Here is an 18,098-nt window from a genome sequence, read left to right on the forward strand (position 1 = left end):
CGGATTTTGTTCTGAAGGCCGGTCAGGATCAGGATTGGCATGTTACCACCGCTCTATGCGGTCTTCCACCAGGTCCCAGTAGCCGAGGAGGGCACCCCATTCCGCCAAGGCCCGGGCTGCCTTTTCCCCCCTTGGGCTTTTGGGAAAGAGGGGCAAAAGGGCTACCAGGGGCAGGGTAGGGCCGTGGTCGATGAGCAGATCCAGGGCTTCGGGAAAGGGGAGGTTCTCAAGCAGAAAGAGGTGAAGCTTTGAGGGAACCTCCCAGGGGCTATTGAGCCAGGCCTCCCCCGCCTCGGTTAACCTGAAGCCCAGGCCTTCCTGTTGGCAGAGCCCCACCTCCTCAGCAAGGAGGAGGGATTCCAGGGGATCGTCCACAACGTGGCGCAAGGACTCCAGGGCCTGGGGAAAGGGGAGGGGCCCGTGGGACAAGAGTTGCAAGGTGCGGTAAAGGTCTTCGGGGCCCACCCAGACTAGCCTTTGCACCATGGCCACCTCCTTTTCCATTCCCTTTTGGGGCCTTGGGGCTTAAGGGGTGCCGGGGGGGCAAACCTGGGTTCCTCCCCCTGAAGCACCCTGCGGTAGCGGTCTTGGAGGGCGCGGAGATCGTGGATCCACGCTTCTTCCGGGGCCCGGGGAAACCAGTAGGGGCAAGGGCAAAGGCGCCTCCAATCCCCAACCGCGGGTTCCCGGGCCCAGGTGAAGGTGAAGCGGCAGGCAAAAAGGGCCTTCCCATCCACGCGGAAAGGGACCAGGTACAAGCACGCTTGGGGGTGGCTCAGGGCCTCCGGGATAGGGCAGGATAGGCACGCCTCCCGGGTGATGGGGCGATCTCCCTCGGCGCTGCAGCGGCCGTCTCGGCGATAGGGGCAAGGAGGCAGTGGCTCCATCAGTGCACCACCATCACCGCGGAGGGGGCATAGCGGAGAACCCGCTCGGAAACCGAACCCAACATCCAACGCTGCACCGGTGTAAGACCCCTTCGCCCTAGGACAATGAGGTCGTAGCCCTCCTCCCCAGCCACCCTGATCAAGGTTTCGGCGGGATGGCCCACTTGGCTGCGGGTCCTCAGGACCACGCCGCGGCGCGCCGCTTCCCGCTGGGCAAACCGGAAGGCCTCCGCCAGGGGGCCTTTGGCCTCCTCCAGAACCCCTTCCAACTCCATTCCCAGCTCCGCAAACTCCGGCGGCCGTACCACCGCCAGGGCCAGCACCTCCCCGCGGAAGGCCTGGGCCAGCTCCAAAGCTGCCATCAAGGCCTTCTTGGCGGGCTCCGAACCGTCGTATCCCACAAGGATCTTACGGAACATATCCTCTCACCTACCTTTCCTCGTCTATCCTCCCAGCAGGAAAATCCAACTACCCCCTGCCCCTGGGCTAGCATCAGACCTCATCCGCCACCTCCTGGACCTCGGTCCTTTGCATGTGGTGGTGGGGTAAAAAGAAGTGGTTGGCGATCCAGGTGGGCACCACGGCGCTGGCGATGACCGCCGCCACCAAAAGGGAATACTGTTCCTCGGAGATGATCCCGTGGGTTAGGCCATAGAGGCTACTGATGGTACCAAAGGTGAGGCCCGTGGACATGAGTAAGGTGGTGTAGGCGGCATCCCTTCCCCCGTAACGGAAGAGCTGGGTGGTGGGATACACGCCAAGGACCTTGGTGCCCATCTTGGCCAAAAGGAGGATGAGAAAGCCACCCAAACCAGCCACCAGTGCCGGCAGGCTCACCAGGCTCCCCGCCCTTAGGAAGTAAAAGGGGGTGAGGAGACCAAAGGTAAGGGTCCTTAGACGCCGGATCAAACCGTGGTTCTTGCCCACCGTTCCAGCCAAGACCATGCCTATGAGGTAAGCGGGCAGAACCGCCTCGGAGCCGCTCCAGGCGGCTAGGCTTCCCAAGGCGAACAAGGCGAAGAGTAAGAACTTAGCCTCAAGCTCGTAGGTTCCCCCGCCATAACGGGCGAAGAAGGCCCCGGTAAAGCGGAGGAGGTAGAGTCCGACTCCTAGGCCCAAGGCGAAGACCAGGGTGCCCCATCCGAAAGGGGCAAAAAGCAGGCCCAAAGCCAGAACGGTGCCTAAATCGTTCACAAAGCAGGCGGCCAAGATCACTTTGCCAAAGGGGGTTTTGTTCAGGCCAAACTCCAGCATCACCGCATAGACCACGGCCACGCTGGTGGTGGACAGGGCAATACCCGCAAGCCAGCTGGCCCGTGGGTCCCAACCAAGCAGGGTGTGGGCCAAAAGGGCCACCCCCAGGAAAGGTGCGAAAAAACCCGCTAGGCCTATGCCAAATGCCTCCTTCCATTTTTTCCGCAGGGTCTCCGGTTCCAGCTCAGCCCCGGCGAGGAAAGTGAGGACCACGCTTCCCGCACCTGCCAGAAAGGTCACCCACGGGGCTTCGCTGTGAAGGATTCCTTTACCCAGCAGGGCGCCTGCCGCTATGCCCACCAGGATTTCCGTTAGGGCTACGGAGACCCGAAACCAAATGGAAAAGTGAGCCGCCACCAGAGCTAAACCCATCCAGACCGCCGCTACACCCCAGTCCATCGGGCTTCCTCCTTTCTGGGGTAGGAGAAAAGGCTCCTACCCCTTTGGGTAGGAGCCATCAGCCCTGCGGGCGGTTTTAGGCGGGCCCCATCGCCTTGAGCCTATTTTAAGTGAGGAGATCTGAAAGAAATGTGAAGGCCGTCTGCGGTTGGGGGGTGGAAGGAAGCCATGTGTGAGAGGGCTGGGGGGTGAGCAGGGTGGTAATGGTTTCACGTGCTAGTTTAATCGTGATAAATCTCACATAAAGAAGGGCCCCCAAGGTGTACCTGATGGACTCGGGCCTGGCCGCCCATCTCCTCGGCTTTCCCGCGGTGCCCCTGGAGGGAACCCTCTGGGGCCAGCTGTTGGAGGGATTTGTGGTGGGGGAGGTGCTCCGGCTCCAGGCGGCCCAGGAGGGGTTTCGCCTCTACCACTACCGGGAGGCGGGTGGCCTCGAGGCGGACCTCCGCTTTAGGGCCCCTGCTCCAAATCAACCGCCTGGAGTTTCCCCAAGGGGTAGTGGTCCTGGAGGCGAAGGCCAAGGCCATCCTGGGCCCTCAGGACTTCGCCCCCTTGGCCCGCATCAAAGACCGGCTGGAAGCCCGGTTCCTCCCGGGGGGATCCTCTGCCCAGGGGAGGGAGTGGTGGCCTTTGGCCGGGGGCTCCCGGCCCTCTCCTTGGGCTACTTCTGGCTTTAGGGGCCTCATGGGGAGGTGGCCGAGGCCCAAGGGTGGGGGATAGGGGAGAGGGGCGAAAACCCCTCGAGGGCCACCCCGCCGCCCTGGAGAAAAACTGAGCCCGCTTGGGGCAAAGCGTATAATCCGCTCTGGGGTCCCTACCCCAAAGCGGATTAATGGCTTACCACCAAGCCCCGTGTGCCACCGACACTGGCCTAGGTGCCTTAACCTTTCCCGTAAACAGGCCGGAAGCGGCTTAGGCCCGGGAGAGCCAGATGGTAAAGACGGCTCCACCTTCCGGATGATTGCCCGCCTGGATGCGCCCACCCATGGCCTCCACAAGTGTGCGGGCGATGGCTAGGCCAAGCCCGCTTCCTCCTCGGGTGCGGGCGGGGTCGCCGCGGTAAAAGCGACGGAATACCGCTTCTTCCTCCCCGGGTCTAAGCCCCGGCCCCGTGTCCCGGACCGCTATCCGCACCCAGGTGCTCTCCTCCCCCAGTTCCACGGTGATGGTGCCCCCTTGGGGTGTATGGCGGAGGGCGTTGTCCAGGAGGTTGTTGAGCACCCGCCGAATGGCCTGGGGGTCGGCATGGCACAAGGGAGCCTTGCCCCGGAGATTCAGGCTTATTCCCTTGGCGCTAGCCCGGGAGGCGTAGGCCTCCAAGGCCGCCTCGGCTAAAACGGAAGGGTTTACAGGTTCGGGGGATAAGTGCAGACCACCGGTGTCTGCTAGGGTCAGAAGGCGCAGGTCCTCCACCAGGTGCCCCAAAAGCCGCACCTCTCCCTGAAGACGCCTTAGATGCTCGGGGCTATAGGGAAGAAGCCCATCCTCCAGGGCTTCCAAATCCGCCTGCAAAACGGCAAGTGGGGTTCTTAAATCATGGGCTATATCCGAGAGGAGCTGTTTCTCTTGGGCTTCCTTGCGGGCCAGTTCGTCCAAGAGCTGGTTAAACCCTTCGGCCAGCAGGGCTAGCTCATCCTTGCCCCTTACCTGGGCGCGGCGGGATCGCTCTCCCCGCCGGTAGGCCTCAGCCACCCGGGATAGCTCCCGTACCGGACGGACAAGGCCCAAGGCCAACAGGGTCCCCGCGCTCAAGCCCAACAGCATGGCAGCCCCTGCGGATAGGGCAACGGAGGACCTCAGTTCGGCCAGCATCCGCCTTTGGTGAAGCCCCGGCCGGGGGGCCAGAGGATTCCCTGGTCCCGCACCCAGGGCCAGGGCCCTTTCCAGGTGTCCCGAGGCTGCCCGGTAGGCCAAAAACCCGGATAACCCCGCCACCAAGAGGGCTACCAGGGCCATGGATAAGGCAAGCCGTACGGTAAGGCTCATGGCTCTTCCCGCAATCGGTACCCAAAGCCCCGGATGGTTTCCAGCATAAGGGAGCAGGGTCCTAAGCGGGCCCGCAGGTTCTTTATGTGGGCGTCCACGGTACGTTCCTCGGCCTCGGTGCCCAACCCCGCCAACAGCTCTTCCCGGGTGAGGGCCCTTCCTGCCCGGGTGGCAAGGAGGTAGAGGAGGCGCACCTGCGAGGGGGTCAGGGTGAGGTCCTGCCCCCGGCAACGGACGCGAAGGGCCTCCAGGTCTATCTCCAAGGCCCCCACCTGCACATGGCTGGGCGGGCGCACCAGGCCCTGGGTCCTGCGGAGGATCGCCTTGACCCGGGCCACCACTTCCCGGGGGCTGAAGGGCTTGACCACGTAGTCATCCGCACCTAGCTCGAGGCCCAAAAGGCGGTCCACCTCCTCGGCCTTGGCGGTAAGGATCAGGACGGGGGTGCGGTCCTCAAGGCGGATACGTTTCAGAACCTCTAAACCATCCAGCTTTGGCAGCATGAGGTCCAGGAGGATCAGGTCGGGCCGGGCGCGCCGCCAGAGTTCTAAAGCCCTTTCCCCATCTCCTGCCCGCTCGGTACGGAATCCGTTGGCCCGCAGGTAGCGCTCCAAGGTATCGGCGATTTGGGGCTCATCCTCCACCACCAGGACCAGCTCGCCGGGCATGAGCTTAGCTTATAGCAAGAGGGCAAGGCCCCCCTAGACAGGGAACCTTGCCCTTCGCCTTTAGCCTTTACCTACCCCAGCGGGGGCCGAAGGGGCCAAAGCTACCCCCTTGGGGAAAGTACGGGCAGGTGGGATAGCCGGGACCCTGGGGTGCGCCAGGGGCCACGGGCTGGCTGGTGCGCCGGCCGTAGGCCTGGGCCCCCTGGGCTGGCCCATAGGCGAAGCCCGAAGCTGGCCCTATTTCCCGCTGGAGCATGGCCCGGACCACGGCCTGGGTACGGGCTTTCATCAGGGCGGCCTGGGCATCGCTGAGGGAGCCGGCTTTCACCGCCTCGTCTATGGCCGTGTTACGGATCTCCACCAGCTGAGCTTCCAGCTTGGCTGGGTCTACCCCCAGTTCCTGGGCGATTTGGGCCAAGGTTTTGCCTGCTTGGTGTAAGGCGATCAACTCCTCCGGGGTAATGCCCAGAAGGGCGGCTACCTCATCATGCAAGGTGCCCGCAAGCCCCGCCGTCACCCCTAGCTGAGGTGCCCCCATGCCAGCCCTGGGCCCGTAAGCCAACGCTAACCCTACCACCGCCAGTCCTGCGAGAACTATCCACGCTTTGCCCTTCATGATCCGCCTCCTTGCTGACCCTGGAGGATGGTCTCAACCAGGGTCGGTTTAAGCGTAGGAGTAGACGGGTGAATCTAGAAGTCCAGCCAGGTGAATACAACGTGAACGCAAAGGTGATACACCATGGAGGCGCTTTTATACTAGTCTAGAGTGAGTGTGACTAAGTACATCCACATTTCTTTCGCGAAAGGTACATTTCGCGCATATGTTATAATCGCCCCGTGGCCCTAGCCCTTATCTGGAAAACCCTGGGCATTAAAAGGCCCGATAAGGCCCTTGAAAGCCTGGCCCCCTATGCGGAATACCTCCTTTTGGAGCGGGGCTACTCCCCTCGGGGGGTCCGCCGGTACCTCCAGGACCTAGCCTTCTGGTTTCGGTTCCTCGAGGCGGAAAACCTGCCCCCAGGCCCGGAAGCGGTGCGGGCCCTGCTCCTCAAGGAGCGCTGGGTCCCAAGGAGGGTGCAGGGCTTTTTGGCCGCCTTGCGCAGCTATTACCGCTACCTGTCCCAGGTGCAGGGCGAGGCGGTGTCAGACCCCACGGAGGGCATTGGCCGGCCCAAGGCGGGGCGCCGGCTTCCCTTGCACCCCAGTCCGGAGGAACTCCGGCGATTCCTCGAGGCCTTTGAGGGGGAAAAGGAAGCCCGACTCCTGAGCCTTCTCGCCCGGTTCCTTTACGGCACCGGCCTGCGCATCTCCGAAGCCCTTTCCCTAAAGGGGCGCAACGTCCTTTTGGAAGGGCGTCACCCCGTCGCCATCCGGGTGGTGGGCAAGGGTAATAAGGAGAGGCTCGTGCCCCTTTCCAAAACCGCCTGGGAGGTGCTCCTGGAACTGGGCCCACCCCAAGGAAATGTTCCGCTTTTCACTTTTTCCCATGGTCGGCATAAGGGCCGGGTGCCCTCCGCCCGGTACGTGGAGGCCAAGTTCCGCGAGGCCGCCCTTCAGGCCGGGCTGGACCCCAGGCGCTTTACCCCCCACAAGCTCCGCCACGCCTACGCCACCTTGCTGGTGGAAAACGGCGTGGAGCTGGATGCGGTCAAAGATCTCTTGGGCCATGAATCCATCGCCACCACCCAGATTTACCTGCACGCCTCCAGGGAACGGCTGAGGGAAGCCGCCTCGAGGCTTCCCGAACTCTAGGCCAAAGGACAAGGGTGTGCGGCCATCCATACCCCCCTCATCCCGCTTAGATCATCTACTCTGCCTCCCCTGCCAGGTACTGCAGGTAGTTTTGTAGGCCCATTTGGCTAAGAAGCTCCCGCTGGGCCTCGAGCCAGTCCACATGCCCTTCCTCGTCCTTAAGGATCTCCGCCACCATGTCCCGGGTGCCGTTATCCCCCAGGCTTTGGGCTAGGTTCATGGTCTCGTTGTAGCCCTTCACCGCCTGGAGCTCTCCCTCGTAGTCCCTAAAGAGGATCTCCTCCACGCTTTTGCCTATTCTTATCTCCGCAATCCGGCTTACCTCCGGAAAGCCTTCCAGGAAAAGGATCCGCTCAATGTGCTTCTCCGCATGGCGCATCTCGGTGATGGCGTGGGCCTTGAGGTGCCGGGCCAGGGCCTTAAAACCCCAGTTCTCCGCCATCTCCGCGTGCACCATGTACTGCAAAATGGCCGCTAGTTCCTCGGAAAGCCTTTCCTGAAGGCTTTGGATCACATCCGGATGGCCTTTCATAGGGAACCTCCACGGGCATTATACCCCCACCGGAACCCGGCGAAGGTGAGGGCCTTGGGCCTCCAGGTGGTAGGCCTCTGGCCCCTCCGTGGGGAAGTCCTCGCGGAAGTGGGCTCCGCGGCTTTCCTCACGCGCTAGGGCCATCTTCAGGAGAAGCCGGGCCAGGAGGGCCAGGTTTCCCGCCTCCAAAGCTGGGCGCAGACGGGAGAACCCTCCTTGGGGACCCAGGATCGCCTCTTTGCGGGGAAGATCCGCCACCCAAGCCAAGGCCTGGGCCAGGTCCTTTCCCCGGCGCACCACCCCTGCCACCTGGCCCATCCGTTGGCGTAAGGTTTCCCCCTGGATGGGGTCCAGGAGGTGGGCGGGAAGGGGCTCCGGTGCCTTAGAGGAGGCGAGGTCCTGTAGGGCGGCTTTGGCCGCCCTCTCCCCCATAACCAACCCCTCCAGAAGGCTATTGGAGGCCAGGCGGTTGGCCCCGTGGAAGCCCGTGGAGGCCACCTCCCCGGCGGCATAAAGACCGGGAACCCCCGTGTAGCCTTGAAGGTCGGTTTTCACGCCCCCCATGGCGTAGTGGGCAGCCGGGGCCACGGGCAGGAGCTCCCTAAGGGGATCCAACCCCAGGGCCCGGGCCGCGGCCACCACCGTGGGAAAGCGGGCCTCCAGGTTGGGGATGGGCCTGAGGTCCAAGAAGACCCCGCCCGTCCTCTCCCCCTCCCGGTGCACCGCCCGGGCCACCACATCCCGGGGGGCTAGCTCGGCCAAGGGGTCGTACCAGGGCATGAACCGCTCCCCCTGGGCGTTGATGAGGATGGCCCCTTCCCCCCGGCAGGCCTCGCTCACCAGGCTCCCATCGGGAAGGGCGGTGGGATGGAACTGGACGAACTCCAGATCCCTTAGGGCGGCCCCCGCCTGGTAGGCCAGGGCCATCCCGTCCCCCGTGGCCCCTTCGGGGTTGGTGGTCACCGGGAAAAGCCGCCCCAGGCCTCCCGTGGCCAGAAGCACCGCCCCGGCCCGTACCACTTGTAGCCCCTCGGGTCCCAGGACCAAAGCCCCCGCCACTCTTTTCCCATCCAGGAGAAGGCTTACCGCCATGTACCCCTCGAGGACCGGGCTCCTAAGCCGCTCGAGGAGCCCTTGGAGGAGGAAGAGACCGCTTCGGTCCCCCCCCAGGTGCCGCACCCGGGCCCGGGAGTGCCCCCCTTCCCGGGTGGGCTCGGGGTGGAAGGGAAGCCCCAGGGAAAGAAGCCTTTCCAGGTGGCGCGGGGCTTCCTGCAGGATGGACCGGGCCACGGCCTCCTCCACCAGGCCCCGGCCTGCCCTCAAGGTATCCTCCAGGTGGGCCTCGAGGTCCGCCTCGTCCAGGGGAAAGGCCACCCCCCCTTGGGCCCAGGAGGTGGAGCCTGAAGGCAAGGGGTCTTTGCTGAGGAGGAGGACCTTGGCCCCCTGCGCCTCCGCCGCCAAAGCGGCGTAGACGCCCGCAATGCCCGCACCCAGGATGAGGAGATCGGCGCTAAGGGTTTCCATGGGCTTTTTCGTTCCTGGCCCTAGCCTACGGCCACCATGGCGGAAAGGGCCTTCCGGGCCTTTTCCGCCACTTCCCCGGGTACCCGGACCACGTGGCGCATCTCCTTTAGGGAGCGGTATACCTTCTCCAGGGTGATCTTTTTCATGTACTCGCAGACCGCATCCGGTTTCACGGGAATGAAGGCCTTGCCCGGAGCCTCCTTGGCTAGGCGGTGCAGGATGCCCACCTCGGTGGCCACCACGAACTCCTTGGCCTCGGCCTTCTTGGCGTAGCGTACCATGCCCTCGGTGGAGAGCATCTTGGCATCCGGCTTGAGGAAGAGGCAACTGGAGCCGCACCCGCACTCCGGGTGGATCATGAACTCCGCTCCCGGGTGCGCCTCCAGGAGGGCCTTTAAGTGCTCCTCCCGGATGCCCGCGTGCACATGGCATTCCCCTGGGAAAAGGTCCAGGCTTCTACCCGTGACCCGGGCCACGTGGGCCCCCAGGAACATGTCGGGCACAAAGAAGATGGGCCGGTCCTTGGGGAGGCGGGCCACCACCTCCACGGCGTTGGCGCTGGTGACGCACACGTCCGCCAGGGCCTTCACCTCGGCCTTGGTGTTCACGTAGGCCACCACCAGGCCGTCGGGGTGGGTCTCCTTCCAGGCCCGGATGTCCTCGGGGCGGATGCTGTCCGCCAAGGAGCAACCCGCCTCCAGGTCGGGGAGGAGAACGGTCTTCTCGGGGTTCAGGATGGCGGCGGTTTCCGCCATGAAGTGAACCCCAGCGAAAACGATGACCTTGGCCGGGGTCCTCTGCGCCTCCCGGGCTAGGCCCAGGGAGTCCCCCACAAAATCCGCCACCTCCTGCACCTCCGGAAGCTGGTAGGAGTGGGCCAGAATGACCGCTTGCCGCTCCGCCTTCAGGCGGAGTACCTCTTCCTTGAGCTTCTCTGGTTCCATCTTTACCCGCTCGCTGGGCTAAAGCCCTGTTCCCAAAAACCCTCGTCAAAGGCCAAGGCCTTCCGCAAACCCCTTTCCCGCATGAAGAAGAAGCTGGTCCAGTCCACCAGGCTTAGGTCCTTCCTTCGGGAGGCCAGGAGGGCGGTGAGGGCCATGCGGTGCAGCCCCCCATCCACAGGGACCGTCTGGATTACACCCAAAAGGTCGTGGCCAAGAACCCGTACCGCCTCGAGGCCCAACCTGCCCTGCACCAGGGCCACGCTTTCCACCACCACATAGCTGTGGGTTACCAGGTGTTCCCGGGCCGCTAGAAGGTGGCGGAAGGCTTCGGCCGCCTCGAGGTGGTGGGCGTCATCCCGGTCCAGGAGGGCGTAAAGGGCGGAGGTGTCAACGAAGACGGCCAAGGTTCTCCTCACCCATGGCCAGGTAGCGGTTGTGCTCCAGGCTCACGACACCCTTAAGGCCCGAGGCAAAGCAGCCCACCGCGGCCAGGGCCCGCTCCCGCCCGCTCAGAAAACCCCCGTTCTCCTTTTCCTGGAGGTAGGCTTCCACCGCCCGCCGCACCAGCTCCGCCAGGGATACCCCTTCCTCCTGGGCCAAGGCCTTGAGGCGCTGGGCCTGTTCCTCCGTGAGCTGGACCTGGGTCCGCACCACGCCATCATGGTATCATACCCCAACATCATGGCTGCACCACCAGGAGGGAGAGGTCCAGGGCCTTGGCGGAGTGGGTGAGGGCCCCCACGCTGATGAAATCTACCCCGGCCTCGGCCGCCTTCCGGGCCCTTTCCAGGGTCATGTTGCCGCTGGCCTCGAGGGGGACCCGCCCCGCCACCCGGGCCACCGCCTCCCGGATGGCCTCGGGGGAAAAGTTGTCCAGGAGGATCAGGTCCGCCCCCGCCTCCAGGGCCTCCTCTAGTTCCGCCAGGTTGGTCACCTCCACCTCCACCCTGAGGTAATGGGGAGCCTGGGCCCTGGCCCGCCTTACCGCTTCCCCCACGCCTCCCGCGGCCCGGATGTGGTTTTCCTTGATGAGGATGCCGTCAAAGAGGCCAAAGCGGTGGTTCCGCCCTCCCCCTACCCGCACCGCGTACTTCTCCAGGGCCCTGAGGCCGGGGGTGGTCTTGCGAGTGTCCAGAACCTGGGCCCGGGTCCCCCTTAGGGCCTCCACGTAGGTTCGGGTGAGGGTGGCGATGCCCGAGAGGCGCTGAAGGAGGTTCAGCGCTAGCCTTTCCCCAGCCAGGATGCCCCTTAGGGGCCCCTGAAGGCGGGCTATCTCCTGGCCGGGCCTCACCCTGGCCCCCTCCTCCACCAGGGGCGTGAAGGCGATGCGGGCATCCACCAGGGCAAAGACCTCCTGGGCCACGGGAAGCCCGGCCACCACCCCCTCCTCCTTGGCCAGGATGGTTGCTTGTCCCCGGAGGTCCTCGGGGACCGTGAGGGCCGAGGTGAGGTCCCCGTGGCCGAGGTCCTCCTGAATCCAGGCCCTGAGGGTTTCCAAAGGCACCATGGCTCCTATTGTAGAAAAGCCAGGATACCCACGGGTACCCTGGCTTTCCCGCCAACGGCGCCTAGGGCAGGGTTATGGTGCCCATTCCGCTTTGTGTATACTGGCCGGTGGCGTGGACAAGGGAGATGTCGGTGGTCGCGGTAAAGGAAGCCGGGTCATTGACATCTAGGCTGAGGACGTTTGCTGGCGAAAGGAGGGCGGTTATGGAAACATTTACCGTTGCAAGGGTCGCAAATGGCGTATAGCCGAGTTGGGAGGAAAGGTCGGGAACGGTGTAGCTGGTAGCGTTGCCCAGCCATCCCTTGCCCAGCGTGACCTGGTAAATCAGAGTAGAGTTCTCAAGTTCTATCGTGTAAGCTCTCAGGTTCGGGTCGGCGTAACTGAGCCCGCTTACCGTGGGATGAGCTTCGCAAGTCACAGTCAGGCTATTGGCGGGCCAAGGGTTCGGTAAGGCCAGGGTGATGGCCCCACCGCCAGCACCCTTAAAACGCTCCAGCACGTTGCTAGCGTTACCAGCCAGGCCAAAGGCTACGTAGCGATCCCCGCTGGCAAACCCCGCCACTGGCCGGTAGGGGAAGTTGAGAGCTGTGGTCCCACTCGCGCCACCCACTAATCCCCACCCCTTGTTGTCGGTGCTAAGATAGTAAACTTGGGCTTGGCCAAAGGTGGGGCTAAAGCCAGATGGAAGGCCCACGGAAACGCTCGCTGAGGGTAGGGTATCTGCAGACATGAAAGTTGCTGAACTCGAGCCCCCGCCGCTAATGTTTACGCTCCGCAAGACCTTCGCCGCCCTGGGGGGTGAGCTTGAAGACGAATCCCACACAGCCACCAGCAGATCCTGGCTCCCTGCTTGGGCGGTTAGGTTAACCGTTGCCGTAAAGCTGCTTCCAGACTGGCTGACTGAGCCCGGTGATTGGAAGCCTTGGCCGCTAACCAAAACTAGATCGCCGCTCATCACACCTGGGACGTTGGTAACATCCACGGTGAGGGTATAGTTTACCGTGCTGGGGCTCGGGGAGCTACAGGTAACTTTAGGGTTGGCCAGCTCAGCGTTGGTGGCCTGGATAACATGAACTTCGGGTGGGTTACCTGGGACAACAGAATTGCAACGCACGGCTACGCCATATTTACTGTTGCCGCCAAGACTAAAGGTGTAGGTGTGCGTGCTGTTGGGAGAGAATGCCGTCCAGGGTCCACTTCCTACCTGATATGCTGCCGCATACCCCACGTTCTGGCTATCTGTAACGGTGAGGGTGATGCTGCCGGGAGGTGGGAGGGTGCCACCCCCGCATCCTGCGAGGCCTAGAAGAGCCACCGCGCCTAGAAACCAAAGGCTAAGCTTCCTCATAGCCACTCCTCTCCGGAATCTCCTATCTAGGGGATTCCACTTGTAATATGACGCAAGGGGTCTTAACGCACCCTGAACGCACAGGCAAAACCATTCCCGTGGCTAAGAAGGCCACGGGAACGACGCAGTAAGGGGCTTTACCAGGTGAACGACGTTACCGAGGGGGCCACCTCGAGGTGGACAGGCCAGGCCCTGTCCAAAAACAGGCTATGGCCGGGGATGGTTTCGCTGGGAAGCGGTTTGGCGCTCAACAAGTTGCCCAGTAGGGTACTGGGGGCACCGACAGCAGGAGGCTGGCTGCCAGCAAAAGCTGTGGCCAGCAATTGTACGCTACTTCCTGGGCTGGGTACCACCCCAGCGAATCCGGAAGCAGTTTGCAGGTCTAGGTAGTAGGTGGTGACGTTCCCCAAAGCTCCTGGGCTTATGAAATGGCGCCAGTACCGTACCCCGGGTTCGGCCAGCAGAATGGCGTAGCCCAAGAGGTTCAGACCGGGAGAAAACCCAGAGGAAGCGACGTTGCTAAAGGTGGGTAGGGTGTTGGGGCCATGGGTTTGGTTCCCCGATAGGCTGAGGGGCGGAACGTAGAGGTTCAGCGACGCTCCCGGTGCTACCGCAGGGTCGCTGGGATCGTAACGCCATATGGCCCAGCTGCTCACATGTTCCGTCCAGAACTGGAGGTAATCCGCGCCGGAAAGGGTAGGACGTGGAACGCTTTGCGTTAGGGACCCCGGATTACCAGCAAACCAGCTCACGACCGGTAGCTGCACAAAGCTGCCAAGAACTAAGCTGGCGGCGGAATGGAATCCCATGTTGGCGGTAACGCTTAGAGAACCCGCCACTGGGCTAACACTCACATTGACGGTACTCCCGCCAGGGGCAACGTTGACGGGACCGGACCGACCAAAGTAGGGCACCCCATTGCTGTCGGTGCCGTAGACGCCGACTTCCCTAACTCCTTGCGGCACGTTTAGGGGCCCGTAACTCGTGCCGGTAAGGGGCTGACTAACCCCTTCAGCCGCCACCCAACCGGCGGTAAGGGAGGCTCCCGTTACACTCCCGCTCACAGGCGCAAACGGACTGGCGTAAACCCTAGGGCAGTGCACCCTAAGGTGCGACCCCAGTTCGTTGCGGACCAGGTCCAGGCTCACATAGAACTGGCTACCCCCCGTCCCGGGGCAAAGAAAGGCAACCTGGAACCGGGTGTTGGCCAGCAAAGGCAGGCTCCAGCTGCTTTGGCCTGTAGGCAAGGCCATCCAAGGACTACCTGGGGTGGAAGGAGGAGGCCCCGCGTGCCAGGCTGCGGCCAGGGGCTGGAGGGGCTGGCCTACGCCGTCTATAAGGTCCACTGTTAGGGGAACAAGGGGGTTACCCCCGCATCCCGCAAGAACCAGGAGAAGGATCCCTGCGATGCCCATGCCTAGACGCTTGAACTTCATGGCTTCCTCCGCAGCGCTTCTACTGCTGGCTATAGGTGGGGTTGAGCTCACCAAGGATTACGTCATCCAAGGCGATCTCGCAATGGTAAAGCCCCGTTGGCGCGGTATGCAAGGCGCCTAACCAAAGCTCCAGGTTGTTGGTGGTGGTTCCGGTAGGGGCGGTAAAGGTGCCTGCTGGGCTACCGTTCACTTTGAAGCTGCTATAAGGACCATCCAGGGTGACCGCCACATGGGTCCAGGTACCGCTGCTGGTGCTAGGGTCAAAGTTGGCTGGGAAGAGAGTGGTAGACGTGAAGGTGCTCGTGCCTATCCGCAACACCGCCCTCACCTGCCCAGGACCCATCCCTTCCAGGTACAGGGAATATCCGTTTTGGGAGGCGGTGTCCCACTTGTCCAGAATGGGGTAGTAGGCCCCTGCCCCACACTGCACCGGAGCCACCCAGGCCTCGAGGTGGAGGCCACCATAGCCCGTATTTAGGTCTGGGGTGCTGGGTACCTTAACGTACCTGCCCCCGTCGCCCGGGAAGTAAAGGGCTCCATTGCTATGGCCTGCGACTGCCCAGGGACCCGTGGCAGTGGGAAAACCCCCAATAGCCCCGGGCATGGCAGTTCCCGTGTTCAAGATGGGGTTCAGCACCACATCGGCCACGCTGGTACCCGCGGTTTCGTTCAAGGGCCAATGAGCAATGGGACAAACTGGAGTGTTGCAGACCATCTGCGGGCCCGTGCATGCTGAAAGAATCGGGATCAAGAGCAAAGCATAAGCCATCTTCCGAAACATGGCTTCCTCCTAGCGGCGGATGTCCTTTTTCTCAATCCCCCGCAACATGAGAGGGCCTACCTGAAGGTGCACTAGCGGGGAACCGTTCAAACGGTCTTCAATCCCCAGGTACCGGGGAGGAGGATCCTGACCAAAGCAACCATCACACCAGTCCACCTGACCCACCAGGAAGCGCAGGGTTTGGCCTGGGTTAGCGAGATCGGTAGCCATAAGCATCCAATCAGGCTCCTCACGGACTAACCTCAACATCAGAAGTTTGGAAGCATCGGCCTTGGTAAGCTTGCCCTTACTGGCCTGCCGCAAATAGAGTAGGCCCAAGGGCTCATTTAGCAAGTCGTCCGGAGAAGATGCCGTTGCCAACCGCGGATTCTGGAGAGGAATGAAGGCTAAGGCGATGTCTTCCCTCAGGAGTATCGCGGGTGGCCAGATCTTGGGGTAGTCTGTGGGTAGGCCGCAGCAGGCCTTCCTTAAGGCTTCCAGGAAAGGAAGAGTGGGGTCCCGAGGAGTTATGAATTCCGCAGGCGCTTCGGCGCGCGAGGGTGAGGGAGCTGCGATGTGCACAAAAAAAGGCCACTGGATAAGGGAATCTGCCCAGAAGCCCAGCAATCCAATCCTGTTGTAGCTTAGGCGCGGTTTCGCTGCGGGATCATACCCCTGGGAACCCACCTCCACCTCTGCGGATACCAACTCTTCACGCGGGCTTCCATCCATACTCCTCCATGTCCAGCGAACCTGATAGCGCCCACTCTGGGACTCTATCTTCCCCGCTCCGCTACTGCAGTGAATGGGAGGTGTGGACTTGCATTTGATCACAAGCCCTAGGGGAGTGTGGGCCAGATCCTCCGGGGTCTGGGGGGGTTCATAGGCTCGCGGCAGAGCTAACACGGTTATGCCCTCGCTATCCCGGGCCACGGTAACGGGTCGGGTTGAGGCATCTTGGGGGATTAAGGACTGCGCGGCCAGGAAGGCTTCCGCCTGATCCGCTAAAGCCAAGGCTTGGGTAGCTACCATGTCTTCGCTATCTATTACCTCCTCCCAAGGACTTGCGCTAAAAAAGGCGCTTCCACACCCCGCAAGCCCCAGAAGGACCAGCGCCAAAAGACCTAAAAGGCCGATCCTCTTCACGGCTTCTCCTTTCCGGAATCGCCTTTTCAGGGGATTCCGGGTGCCAGGATAGCCAAGGGGGTCTTAACGCACCCTGAACGCTCCATGAGTAACCCCCCGGGGGCCAGGCCCCCGGGGGTAGAAAGGGGGCTTCAAGGGGCCTGGTTTAGGTCCAGCATCCCGGCCCCTACCGCCTGGGGCGGGTAGGGCAAGGACTCGGCGTGCTGCACGAGATTCTGCTGCACCTGGGATGGGGTCAGGTTAGGGTTGGCCTGGAGCCAAAGGGCCATGGCTCCCGCCACCAGGGGGGTGGCGAAGGAGGTGCCGGTGCAACTCCCCACTCCACCCCCGGGAAGCGTGCAGTTTAGGCCGGTGCCCGGGGCGGCCAGGTCCACGTAGGCCCCTTGGGTGCTATAGGGGGCGGGCTGCCAGCCTGGAGGGCTGGGCGTGGTTTCCAGAGCCCCCACCGCCACCAGGCCCGGTAGGTCAAGGGCCGCGGGGTAATGGGTGGGGCTTCCTTGGTTTCCTTGGTTCCCCGCGGCGGCGGCTACGGGGATACTCTGGTCCAAGGCCGCCTGCAAGGCGAGCTTAAGGGCCTCCACCGGGGTGTCCCCACCCAGGCTGAGGTTCAAGACCGTGGGGCCCTGGTGGTTTTGCACCACCCAGCACACCCCCCGCACCACCCGGCTGGCCCGGCAAACCCCGTTTTCGTCGCAGACCCGGACCGGAAGGATTTCGGCGCCGGGGGCTACCTCCTTCACCAGGCCTGCGACGCCCGTGCCGTGCCCCCCGGGAAAGGCGTCCTGGGGCGTGGGGTCGTCCTCCACGAAGTCGTAGGCGGGGAGCTGGGGAATGGCGGGGTCCACCCCGGTGTCCAGGACCGCCACCTTGACCCCCTGGCCCGTCCACCCCCGGCGGTGGGCCCGGTAAGCGCCCACGGCCTCGCCGCCGCTGATGCCTCCCAGGCTCCAGAGGCTTTCCGGGTCCGCCTTGTAGCTGGGGTCCAGGGCCTCGAGCTCCTCCAGGGCTTTCCCCAGCTCCTTTCCGGTGTACCCTAGCTCCGCCAGGGCAAAGCCGCAGCCGGCCAGATCGTCCCGGCGCCAAAGGGTAAAGCCTGCGGGAAGCCTAGGGGTTTGGCCTAAGGGTAGCCGGAGGAGGACCCGGCTAGGGTCCACCTGCCCCAGCACCCCGAGCTCTCTCCGGGCTTCCCGGCCTCCCGCCACCACCCGCACGGGCTTGGGCCCACCAGGCACCTCAGGAACCCGGAACCGCACCCGCCTGGCCTCAATCGAGGTGACCTGGGCCTCGGCCTCCCCCACCCACACCCGGGCCCCCTGGGCCGTCATCCCGGAAAGGCTTGCCTCCACCTCCTCCCCCACCAAGGCCCGGCTCGGGAAGAGGGTGAGGCTCGGGCCCGCTGGACCGCATGCCAGCAAGAGCAAGGGCAATAAAAACCAGACTCTGCGCATCCTCCACCTCGCTTAGGAAGAGATTGTATCCCTCCAGGTCCCACAGGCTTAAGGGCATGGTCTAGGGGGCGTCCCTGGGAGAACCCAGGGTTGGTTGGCGCCTTCTTTACCCAACCTCGCACCCACCTCCATTGGCGAAGGGTAGCCGGAAGGGGGTTAACGGGGCCTGAACGGCTGGCCCCGTTAACCCTTAGGGGGTTAGAGAAAGGGGGGTGTGGGGGGCTATAATCCCCCGGTTTTGAAACCGGGGATACATGGGTCAGCGAAGCTACATGGGACCGAAGGTCGCTTAGCCCCCCACACGCGGAGTTTTATTTGGTTTATGGTCTCAAAGCAACAGCAACAGATGTGCTACCATGGGTATGGAGGTACGGTGCTCAGAAAGGCTTTCAAGTACCGTCTCTACCCCACCAAACCCCAAAAGCGAGACCTGGAAAAGGTACTTTCCTTGTGCCGTCAGCTTTACAATGCCGCACTTCGGGAACGCAGAGAGGCCTACAAGAAGGC

Annotated in this window: 19 protein-coding genes and 1 riboswitch; of the genes, 3 read left to right on the forward strand and 16 right to left on the reverse strand. The window is 63.2% G+C overall.

What is annotated here, in order from left to right:
- Positions 1 to 42: 42 nt before the first annotated feature.
- The 3 genes from L0D18_RS01770 to L0D18_RS01780 form a co-directional block, all read right to left on the reverse strand.
- Positions 43 to 504, reverse strand: a complete 462-nt coding sequence (locus L0D18_RS01770; RefSeq protein WP_243026976.1) for a hypothetical protein — start codon at positions 502 to 504, stop codon at positions 43 to 45.
- A gap of 382 nt (positions 505 to 886) precedes the next feature.
- Positions 887 to 1,306 (reverse strand): universal stress protein, encoded by a 420-nt coding sequence (locus tag L0D18_RS01775; protein WP_243026977.1) that lies wholly within the window; start codon positions 1,304 to 1,306, stop codon positions 887 to 889.
- Positions 1,307 to 1,379: 73 nt separating this feature from the next.
- Entirely contained in the window at positions 1,380 to 2,540 is a 1,161-nt protein-coding gene (locus tag L0D18_RS01780; protein WP_243026978.1) for a cation:proton antiporter, read from the reverse strand.
- 42 nt (positions 2,541 to 2,582) lie between these two features.
- Positions 2,583 to 2,644: riboswitch (Fluoride riboswitch) on the reverse strand.
- A gap of 156 nt (positions 2,645 to 2,800) precedes the next feature.
- Here L0D18_RS01780 and L0D18_RS01785 point away from each other — a divergent pair.
- A complete protein-coding gene (locus L0D18_RS01785; protein ID WP_341474580.1) occupies positions 2,801 to 3,217 on the forward strand; it encodes a DUF4143 domain-containing protein in 417 nt (138 codons plus the stop codon).
- A gap of 235 nt (positions 3,218 to 3,452) precedes the next feature.
- On the opposite strand, the gene L0D18_RS01790 is transcribed toward L0D18_RS01785, so the two are convergent.
- The 3 genes from L0D18_RS01790 to L0D18_RS01800 form a co-directional block, all read right to left on the reverse strand.
- Positions 3,453 to 4,526 carry a sensor histidine kinase gene (locus L0D18_RS01790; protein ID WP_243026980.1) on the reverse strand — a complete coding sequence of 358 codons (1,074 nt, stop codon included), beginning with the start codon at positions 4,524 to 4,526 and terminating at the stop codon, positions 3,453 to 3,455.
- The gene (locus L0D18_RS01795; RefSeq protein ID WP_243026981.1) at positions 4,523 to 5,194 is read right to left on the reverse strand and encodes a response regulator transcription factor; all 672 of its coding nucleotides are present in this window, start codon (positions 5,192 to 5,194) and stop codon (positions 4,523 to 4,525) included. The genes L0D18_RS01790 and L0D18_RS01795 overlap by 4 nt, the downstream gene beginning before the upstream one ends.
- Before the next feature lie 67 nt (positions 5,195 to 5,261).
- The gene (locus L0D18_RS01800) at positions 5,262 to 5,810 is read right to left on the reverse strand and encodes a hypothetical protein (protein ID WP_243026982.1); all 549 of its coding nucleotides are present in this window, start codon (positions 5,808 to 5,810) and stop codon (positions 5,262 to 5,264) included.
- A 221-nt stretch (positions 5,811 to 6,031) separates the two neighbouring features.
- Between L0D18_RS01800 and L0D18_RS01805 the strand changes: the two genes are divergently transcribed.
- Positions 6,032 to 6,946 (forward strand): tyrosine-type recombinase/integrase, encoded by a 915-nt coding sequence (locus tag L0D18_RS01805; RefSeq protein ID WP_243026983.1) that lies wholly within the window; start codon positions 6,032 to 6,034, stop codon positions 6,944 to 6,946.
- A gap of 55 nt (positions 6,947 to 7,001) precedes the next feature.
- On the opposite strand, the gene bfr is transcribed toward L0D18_RS01805, so the two are convergent.
- The 10 genes from bfr to L0D18_RS01855 all read right to left on the reverse strand — a co-directional run bounded on the left by bfr (position 7,002) and on the right by L0D18_RS01855 (position 17,591).
- Positions 7,002 to 7,478 carry a bacterioferritin gene (gene bfr, locus L0D18_RS01810; RefSeq protein ID WP_243026984.1) on the reverse strand — a complete coding sequence of 159 codons (477 nt, stop codon included), beginning with the start codon at positions 7,476 to 7,478 and terminating at the stop codon, positions 7,002 to 7,004.
- Between the two features lie 18 nt (positions 7,479 to 7,496).
- Positions 7,497 to 9,002 carry an L-aspartate oxidase gene (gene nadB, locus L0D18_RS01815; protein WP_243026985.1) on the reverse strand — a complete coding sequence of 502 codons (1,506 nt, stop codon included), beginning with the start codon at positions 9,000 to 9,002 and terminating at the stop codon, positions 7,497 to 7,499.
- A gap of 20 nt (positions 9,003 to 9,022) precedes the next feature.
- Positions 9,023 to 9,946 (reverse strand): quinolinate synthase NadA, encoded by a 924-nt coding sequence (gene nadA / locus L0D18_RS01820; protein WP_243026986.1) that lies wholly within the window; start codon positions 9,944 to 9,946, stop codon positions 9,023 to 9,025.
- A 2-nt stretch (positions 9,947 to 9,948) separates the two neighbouring features.
- A complete protein-coding gene (locus L0D18_RS01825; protein WP_243026987.1) occupies positions 9,949 to 10,350 on the reverse strand; it encodes a type II toxin-antitoxin system VapC family toxin in 402 nt (133 codons plus the stop codon).
- A complete protein-coding gene (locus tag L0D18_RS01830) occupies positions 10,334 to 10,600 on the reverse strand; it encodes a ribbon-helix-helix domain-containing protein (RefSeq protein ID WP_243026988.1) in 267 nt (88 codons plus the stop codon). The genes L0D18_RS01825 and L0D18_RS01830 overlap by 17 nt, the downstream gene beginning before the upstream one ends.
- Positions 10,601 to 10,625: 25 nt before the next feature.
- Positions 10,626 to 11,453, reverse strand: coding sequence for a carboxylating nicotinate-nucleotide diphosphorylase (gene nadC, locus L0D18_RS01835; RefSeq protein WP_243026989.1), 828 nt, complete (start codon positions 11,451 to 11,453; stop codon positions 10,626 to 10,628).
- A 61-nt stretch (positions 11,454 to 11,514) separates the two neighbouring features.
- Positions 11,515 to 11,952 (reverse strand): hypothetical protein, encoded by a 438-nt coding sequence (locus tag L0D18_RS01840; RefSeq protein ID WP_243026990.1) that lies wholly within the window; start codon positions 11,950 to 11,952, stop codon positions 11,515 to 11,517.
- Positions 11,953 to 14,256: 2,304 nt separating this feature from the next.
- Complete coding sequence (locus L0D18_RS01845; RefSeq protein ID WP_243026991.1) at positions 14,257 to 14,910, reverse strand: LamG-like jellyroll fold domain-containing protein; 654 nt, start codon at positions 14,908 to 14,910, stop codon at positions 14,257 to 14,259.
- 117 nt (positions 14,911 to 15,027) lie between these two features.
- Positions 15,028 to 15,228 carry a hypothetical protein gene (locus L0D18_RS01850; RefSeq protein ID WP_243026992.1) on the reverse strand — a complete coding sequence of 67 codons (201 nt, stop codon included), beginning with the start codon at positions 15,226 to 15,228 and terminating at the stop codon, positions 15,028 to 15,030.
- 1,046 nt (positions 15,229 to 16,274) lie between these two features.
- The gene (locus L0D18_RS01855) at positions 16,275 to 17,591 is read right to left on the reverse strand and encodes a S8 family peptidase (protein WP_243026993.1); all 1,317 of its coding nucleotides are present in this window, start codon (positions 17,589 to 17,591) and stop codon (positions 16,275 to 16,277) included.
- Positions 17,592 to 17,937: 346 nt separating this feature from the next.
- On the opposite strand from L0D18_RS01855, the gene L0D18_RS01860 reads away from it, so the two are divergent.
- Positions 17,938 to 18,098, forward strand: a 161-nt coding sequence (locus L0D18_RS01860; protein WP_243027042.1) for a helix-turn-helix domain-containing protein, incomplete at its 3' end; no start/stop codon positions are given.

Origin of the sequence: Thermus albus (genome assembly GCF_022760855.1) — a bacterium.
In the GTDB taxonomy this organism is placed as follows: Bacteria; Deinococcota; Deinococci; order Deinococcales; family Thermaceae; genus Thermus; species Thermus albus.